5 protein-coding genes are annotated in these 5,547 nt (G+C 61.0%); all 5 read right to left on the reverse strand.

The genetic code is table 11. The features are described 5' to 3' along the window. Window positions 1–37 precede the first annotated feature (37 nt). Window positions 38–1,645: a bifunctional phosphoribosylaminoimidazolecarboxamide formyltransferase/IMP cyclohydrolase gene (gene purH / locus ACW9JC_RS28280; protein WP_457459158.1), complete on the reverse strand. Its 1,608-nt coding sequence runs from the start codon at window positions 1,643–1,645 to the stop codon at window positions 38–40. Window positions 1,646–1,727: 82 nt separating this feature from the next. Then, a complete protein-coding gene (gene fis / locus ACW9JC_RS28285; protein ID WP_015093301.1) occupies window positions 1,728–2,048 on the reverse strand; it encodes a DNA-binding transcriptional regulator Fis in 321 nt (106 codons plus the stop codon). Then, window positions 2,045–3,055, reverse strand: a complete 1,011-nt coding sequence (gene dusB / locus ACW9JC_RS28290) for a tRNA dihydrouridine synthase DusB (protein WP_338584506.1) — start codon at window positions 3,053–3,055, stop codon at window positions 2,045–2,047. The genes fis and dusB overlap by 4 nt, the downstream gene beginning before the upstream one ends. 185 nt (window positions 3,056–3,240) lie before the next feature. After that, window positions 3,241–4,494 carry a DUF3426 domain-containing protein gene (locus tag ACW9JC_RS28295; RefSeq protein ID WP_457459160.1) on the reverse strand — a complete coding sequence of 418 codons (1,254 nt, stop codon included), beginning with the start codon at window positions 4,492–4,494 and terminating at the stop codon, window positions 3,241–3,243. Window positions 4,495–4,524: 30 nt separating this feature from the next. Then, complete coding sequence (gene prmA, locus ACW9JC_RS28300; RefSeq protein WP_457459162.1) at window positions 4,525–5,403, reverse strand: 50S ribosomal protein L11 methyltransferase; 879 nt, start codon at window positions 5,401–5,403, stop codon at window positions 4,525–4,527. Window positions 5,404–5,547: the final 144 nt, after the last annotated feature.

Consider the following 5,547-nt stretch of genomic DNA (forward strand, 5'->3'; position numbering starts at 1 on the left):
TGCTCCTACAGGTCTGCGCATTGCAGGCCTGATGATATTAGTGACGGAAGTGGCGCATGCCGGTGAACACCATCGCGATGCCGGCTTCATCAGCAGCCGCAATAACTTCAGCATCACGCATCGAGCCGCCTGGCTGGATCACCGCAGTGATACCGACCTTGGCCGCATTGTCCAGACCGTCGCGGAACGGGAAGAAAGCGTCGGACGCCATCACCGAACCGGCTACCTGCAAGCCGGCATGCTCTGCCTTGATTGCAGCAATACGCGCCGAGTTCACGCGGCTCATCTGGCCCGCGCCGACACCGATGGTCTGGCGGTTCTTGGCGTAGACGATGGCGTTGGACTTCACGTACTTGGCGACTTTCCAGGCGAAGATCAGGTCGTGGATTTCCTGTTCGGTCGGTGCGCGCTTGGTCACGACTTTCAGGTCATCGGCGCCGATCATGCCGATGTCGCGGCTCTGCACCAGCAGGCCACCGTTGACGCGCTTGTAGTCCCAGGCAGCGGCGCGATCTGCCGACCACTCGCCGCAGGCCAGCAGGCGTACGTTGGCTTTGGCGGCGACGATGGCGCGGGCTTCTTCGCTGACCGAAGGAGCGATGATCACTTCGACGAACTGACGCTCGACGATGGCCTTGGCAGTCTCGGCGTCCAGTTCGCGGTTGAAGGCGATGATGCCGCCGAAAGCGGATTCGGTGTCGGTGGCGTAGGCCAGGTCGTAGGCCTTGCGGATACCGCCTTCAGCGTCCGGGCTGACCGCCACGCCGCACGGGTTGGCGTGCTTGACGATCACGCAGGCTGGCTTGACGAAGCTCTTCACGCATTCCAGCGCGGCATCGGTGTCGGCCACGTTGTTGTACGACAGTTCCTTGCCTTGCAGTTGGGTTGCGGTGGCGATGCCGACTTCGGCAGGCTTGGCCTCAACGTAGAACGCTGCGCTCTGGTGCGGGTTCTCGCCGTAGCGCATTTCCTGGGCCTTGATGAACTGGCTGTTGAAGGTGCGCGGGAATTCGCTGCGGCCTTCAGTGCTCAGTTTCTCGGCAGCCTGGTTCACAGTGCCCATGTAGTTGGCGATCATGCCGTCGTAGGCGGCGGTGTGTTCGAAGGCCTTGAGCATCAGGTCGAAACGCTGAGCGTAGGTCAGGCCACCGGCCTTGAGGTTTTCCAGGACGCTGGCGTAATCGCCGGCGTTAACCACGATGGCCACGTCTTTGTGGTTCTTGGCTGCGGAACGGACCATGGTCGGGCCGCCGATGTCGATGTTCTCGATCGCGGTCGGCAGGTCGCAGCCTGGCTTGTTGATGGTGGCTTCGAACGGGTACAGGTTGACCGCTACCAGGTCGATCGGCTTGATGCCGTGCTCGTTCATGATGGCGTCGTCGATACCGCGACGACCGAGGATCCCGCCGTGGATTTTCGGGTGCAGGGTTTTCACCCGGCCGTCCATCATTTCGGCAAAACCGGTGTAATCAGCGACTTCCACTGCGGCAACGCCGTTGTCCTGCAGCAGCTTGAACGTTCCGCCGGTGGAGAGGATCTCGACGCCCAGGGCTTCAAGCTCTTTGGCGAATTCGAGGATCCCGGTCTTGTCGGAAACGCTGATCAAGGCGCGGCGGATCGGCAGGCGGGTAGTCTGGTCGGTCATCTCAATTTCCATCAAAAGCAAAGGAAGTCAGCAAAAAAGGCGACCGGTTTTACGCGGGCGCCTTTCTGGTTTTATTGAATGCTTACAGCAAATCGTACTGCTTGAGTTTCTTGCGCAGCGTGCCTCGGTTGAGTCCGAGCATCTCGCTGGCCTTGGTCTGGTTGCCCTTGACGTAGTTCATCACGCATTCGAGCAGGGGAGCCTCGACTTCGGAGAGCACCAGGTTGTACACATCCGTGACGGCAGCGCCCTCAAGGTGGGCGAAATAATTGTGCAGCGCTTTCTCGACACTCCCGCGAAGGGTCTGACCTTCTTCGCTTGGGGTATTGAGGTGCTGTTTCAAATTCACGTTGTCGCTCACGGGTGTTGTTCCACTCACTAAAGTCTCGGTCATCATCGTCATGCGGCCACCCACTCTCCGTCCCCTGTCAGGCTCTTGTAACGCTCGGCGAAGAACTCCCGAACGTTGGCGCATTGTGTTTCCGTACCATCCAAACGATTGAAGTGGGCGCGAAACTCCCTGGCGCCCGGCAGGGTTGCGAGATACCAGCCCACATGCTTTCGAGCAATGCGTACGCCCATCACGTCTCCATAGAAGGCGTGCAGCGCAGCCAGATGCTCTAGCAGGATGCGTTCCACCTCGACCAGTTCCAGTGCCGGGAGCTTCTCGCCGGTACGCAGGAAATGGTCGATCTCGCGAAAAATCCATGGCCGCCCCTGGGCAGCCCGGCCAATCAACAGGCCATCGGCACCGGTCGCGTCGAGCACGTAGCGGGCCTTTTCCGGCGAATCGATATCGCCGTTGGCGAAAACCGGCATCGACACCGCCTGCTTGATCGCGGCAATGGTGTCGTACTCGGCTTCACCGGTGTACAGGTCGGCACGGGTGCGGCCATGGACCGCCAGCGCCGTAATGCCTGCCTGCTCGGCGATCTTCGCCACCGTCAGGCCGTTCTTGTTGTCCCGGTCCCAACCGGTACGGATCTTCAAGGTGACCGGCACATCGACCGCCGCCACGACGGCCTGCAGGATCTCGGTTACCAATGCTTCATCTTTCAACAGTGCGGAACCGGCGGCCTTGTTGCAGACCTTCTTTGCCGGACAGCCCATGTTGATATCAATAATCTGTGCGCCCAGTTCGACGTTGGCCCGGGCCGCATCCGCCAGCATCTGCGCATCGCCACCGGCGATCTGTACCGAGCGTGGCTCGGGATCACCTTCGTGGATCATGCGCATCCGCGACTTGCGGGTGTTCCACAAACTCATGTCGCTGGTGACCATTTCCGAGACTACTAGTCCCGCGCCCAATCGCTTGCACAACTGACGAAAGGGTTGGTCGGTGACGCCCGCCATGGGGGCGAGAATCAAGCCGTTGTGTAATGTATATGGACCGATGCGTACCGCCGACATAGGACTTCCCTGTTGTGGGGCCGGATCATGAGAGTTCGAAAAAGGGTTGGCATGATACCCGCTCTCGATGACTGGATAAAGGTCGAATTGAACAAAATCTGAACAGTTATTCTGTTATCGCCAGCGGTTTGGTCCGCACGGGCGAAGTCGGAAAGCCGTCGTCAATCGGGGGGCAGTGAATCGTTTCACTCGGGCGAGTGGAAGCTCAGGCTGTAGTTCACCGCTTTTGCACCGGGGTCAAGAATGTCCAGCGCGATGTGAATCGGCGTTTGCGGAGGCATTTCCACCATGCCTTCGAGGTCGCCGTTGAGGTACTCGCCTGGTTTGAAGCGACGACTGGCGATCAGGTGGCCGTTGAGGTCGGCAAAACGCAATTCCAGCAACGGGAAAGGCTGGGAGAAGGTCGCGCGGTTGTAGATGATCGCATCGACCACCAATGCACCGCTGAATTCCGGGTGGCTGCGGACGACCAGATTGCTGCTTTTGATCTTCGCGATGTCGACCTTGGAAGGCACGGTGCAACCGATTTGCGGGCACAACTGCTGGAACCATGGGCGGTACTGGTCCTGGCGCGCCAGTTCGTCGAAGTGATACGCGACGTACTGGCCGACAAGCGCACCGGCGCCGAGCAGGATCATCAACAACCAGAAGAAACGGCGACCCCACGGCGAGCGGCGTTTTTGCCAGTCCAGTTGCAGTGGGTCATCGGTCAGGTCCTGCAACACTTCGGCACGAACTCCCGGCTCGCTGCGTTCGCGGCGTTTTCGCAGCGGCTCGACCGAGGGCAGTTCGTCGTCGATTTCTTCAGTTGTCGTTGCCGACAGGCGTTCGTGATGAAGCGGTGCATCGAGCGGGTCGTGCAGGCGAAGCTGCGGCGGCTGCGGTTCGTCGTCCAGCTCCACGGGTTCCAGTGACAGCGACGGTTCGGTGCGTGCGAGTATGCCCGTCTCCTTCAGTGGTTCCTCTGAGACAGGTGTGTCGAGTGTATCGAGGTCATCCAGATCGTCGACCGCTTGCGCGCGGTCGGCGGCCGATTCGCTGAACAGGCTGTCGGTGGTCCAGGGTTCCTCGTCATTTTCGACGCTGTCGCGGCGTGCGCTGAGGCTGTCTTCACGAGGCCGGCCGAATTCGGTGGTCGGCTGGATTTCCCGCTGTTCAAGGCGGGCAAGCTCTTCGTCGAGGTCGAGGCTGTCCAGATCCAGCTCGGCGGCGGACCATTGCTTTTGGCTGATGGCCCGGGGTTCCGCGGCTGGCAGTGTTTCGACGACATTCGGAGCGACCGGCTCTTTGCCGGCCTGCTCAAGCAATTGCTTGGCCGCGTTGAACACCTGCAGGCATGAGCCACAGCGAACGACACCACGTGCCACGCTCAACTGAGCATGGCTTACGCGGAAGCTGGTTTGGCAATGCGGGCACTGGGTGACGAAGCTGTCGGTCATGCGGCGATCCGGTTTATGCAGGCGTTCATTCTAGCGCCGACGGCCTGTGATGCGCACCCAGCCATCGCGATTGGCGATCGGATCCAGATCGAAGTCCTTGGCGTAGGCGGCAGCGACCTCATCGCCTTGCTCGGCAAGGATGCCCGACAGCGCCAGACGCCCGCCGGACTTGACCAGGCCGGACAGTTGCGGCGCCAGGGATACCAGCGGGCCGGCGAGAATGTTGGCGACCAGCACGTCGGCCTGAACCTGCGGCAGATCTTCCGGCAGGTACAGCGGGAAGAGTTCATCAGCAATTTGGTTGCGCCCGGCGTTGTCGCGGGAAGCTTCCAGCGCCTGGACGTCGATGTCGGTGCCGACCGCTTGCTTGGCGCCCAGCAGCAGGGCGGCAATCGCCAGAATCCCCGAACCGCAGCCGAAGTCCAGCACGTTGCAGTCTTTCAGGTCCTGACCGTCGAGCCATTCCAGGCACAGCGCGGTGGTCGGGTGAGTGCCGGTGCCGAACGCCAGGCCCGGATCGAGCAACAGGTTTACCGCATCAGGCTCCGGCGCCGCGTGCCAGCTCGGCACGATCCACAGGCGCTGGCCGAAACGCATCGGCTGGAAACCGTCCATCCAGCTGCGTTCCCAATCCTGGTCTTCGATCACTTCGCTGTGATGCTCGGGCAGCGGGCTGCCGGTCAGCAGTTCCAGATGGGCCAGCACCGGACCGGGCTCGGTGCCACCTTCGAACAGGGCCAGCAGGTGCGTGTGCGACCACAGCGGCGTGGTGTTGAGTTCCGGCTCGAAGATCGGCTGATCTTCGGCGTCCATGAAGGTCACCGACACGGCGCCTACTTCAAGGAAAGCGTCTTCGTAGGTTTCGGCTTGTTCTGGGCTGATGGCGAGACGGACTTGCAGCCAAGGCATGGCGGGCACCTTTGAAAAATATTGATTGCAGCCTAGCGGGCTGCGAGAAGCGCGCAAGTTTACGCGAGCGGAGCTTAGAAGACGACCATGGCCGAAGATCAAAAGATCGCAGCCTGCGGCAGCTCCTACAGGGGAGCGCATTCC

The sequence above is a fragment of the Pseudomonas sp. SDO5591_S426 genome (genome assembly GCF_054070755.1).